We start from the raw sequence: 2,148 nt of genomic DNA on the forward strand, positions 1-2,148 counted from the left end.
CACCGCCACCGCGCGCAGGCCCTCGATGTCCGGGCGAAACCGCGACGGCTCGGCGCGCTGGTCGCGCACGTCGGCGGCGCGGCTGATGCTGTCGGCCTGGCGCAAGGTCACCTACTCGAATATCAGGACGCCTTCGGGAATCGACGAATTATCACACACCTGTTGAACTACGTCGGGCGAAAGGCATTTCTGGGTCAGCGGGCGAGGGCGCGGTCGGCCAGCGCGCCGACGGCGGGGGCCAGCAGCCGGGAGTACTGGAGCGTCAGGTGGCTCTCGTCGAAGTAGACGAGGGTGTTGCCGACGATGACCGGGCAGCGGGTGGCGGCGCAGAACAGGTCGGTGAGATCGGCGTACTGCCCGCCGCCGGCCCGGGTGGCTGCCGCCTCGGCGGCGATGCCCGCCTCGTTGACCGCCGCCGCGCGCCGCGGCGAGCAGGCCGTCGCGTCGTCGAGGTGGCCGGACAAACAGATCGGCACCACCAGGCGGGGATCGGGGGCCGGCCCGAGCACCAGGACCTTGGCGCCGGTGCCGCGCAGCTGCTGGATCAGCCGGGTCAGGTTGTCGGTCCAGGCCGGGTCGTAGGAGTGGAAGCCGGTCATCGATTCGTCGGTGCCGTAGCCGCGCCACACGCTCACCACGACCAGTCGGGGGCGCTCGGCGCGCAACCGGGCGAGGATGTCGCCGCGCCACTGCGCGCAGTGTTCGAAGAGTTCCACCACCCGGCGGAAGGGGCTGGTGACGGGCAGGTCCATCAGCGGGCAGGCCGCCTTGGCCAGCGTCTCCAGCCGCCAGTGCCGCTGCGCGGCGAGTTGCTGGAAGGCCGGGTTCCACATCGCCGCGTGCGAGTCGCCGACCAGGGCCACCGTGGTGGGCGAGGCGGCGTCGCCCGACACGCACTCGGGCTGCCCGGCCTGCAGGGGCGTGCGCAGGCAGCCGTCGAAGGAGTAGGCCTTCTCCTGCTCGGACGCCTCGGCGAGCGCGGGGTCGAGGTTCGACGGGATGGCCGTGAGGTTCGCCGACGCGGCGACCGCGGCCTGCGTCTGGGCGAAGGCCTGGCGCACGGCGGCGTCGTAGGCGTCGAGGGGGGAGCCGGCGGGCGGCGCCGGCGCGGTGATGGCCAGCGGCGCCGCCGGGGCCCCGCGCCCGACCGGGACGGGCGCCACCGCCAGCAGCACGACGCCCACGCAGACCGCCACCGCGGTGGCCGCCGCGCCCAGCCCGAGGCTGAGCCCGGCGCTGCGGCGCAGCGGGGCGGCGAAGCGCAGCGGGTTTTCGACGACGCGCAGGGTCAGCACGGCCAGCGCGCCGGACAGCAGCGCCGCGGCCAGCCGGGCGGGCAGGCCCAGCGGGTGGCCCAGCAGCGGCGGCGCGAGCAGCAGCACCGGCCAGTGCCACAAATACCAGGAGTAGGAGATCCGGCCGACGCCGCGCATCGGCGCGACGCCCAGCAGGCGGCCGCAGCCCTGGGCGGGGGCCGCGCAGCCGGCGCCGATCACCAGCGCGGCGCCCACGGTCGGCAGCAGCGCGGCCACCCCGGGATACAGCGTGGTCGCGCTGAGCTCGGTGCAGGCCAGCAGGATCACGGCCAGCCCGGCCCAGCCGACGATCGCGGCGGCCCGCGGCGAAAGCCGCTGCCAGCGGCCGGCGGTCAGCGCGACCAGCCCGCCGGCGGCCAGCTGCCAGGCCCGGGTGGGCAGCGAGAAGAACGCGACGGGCGGCGCCCACAGCGTGATCGCCAGCGACATCGCGAGCGACACCGCCGCCACGAGCGCCAGCACCACCAGATACGGGCGGCGCGAGGCGACCGCTGGAATGTCCGCGGCCCGGCTGCGCCGACGCGCGCGGCGGATCAGCCACGCCGTGCCGAGGATCAGCGCGGGCCACACCAGGTAGAACTGCTCCTCGACGCCGAGTGACCAGTAGTGCTGGAACGGCGAGAGCGGCTTGTGGCTGGCGAAGTAGTCGACGCCGCGCATGATGAACCAGTAGTTGCTGACATACAGCGCGCTGGCGACGCCGTCGTACATCACGCTGGGCACCTGCAGCGGGGGCAGCAGGGCGGCCGAGGCGAGCATCGTGACCACGCCGACCAACGCCGACGCCGGCAGCAGCCGCCGGGCCCGCGCGCCGTAAAACCGGCGCAGCCGC

1 protein-coding gene is annotated in these 2,148 nt (G+C 74.8%); it reads right to left on the reverse strand.

The window, feature by feature from the left end; translation table 11 throughout:
* Positions 1–194: 194 nt before the first annotated feature.
* Positions 195–2,148, reverse strand: a 1,954-nt coding sequence (locus tag AC5Y43_RS24920) for an acyltransferase family protein (protein ID WP_499977283.1), incomplete at its 5' end; no start/stop codon positions are given.

Source organism: Mycobacterium sp. NGS57 (genome assembly GCF_059812405.1).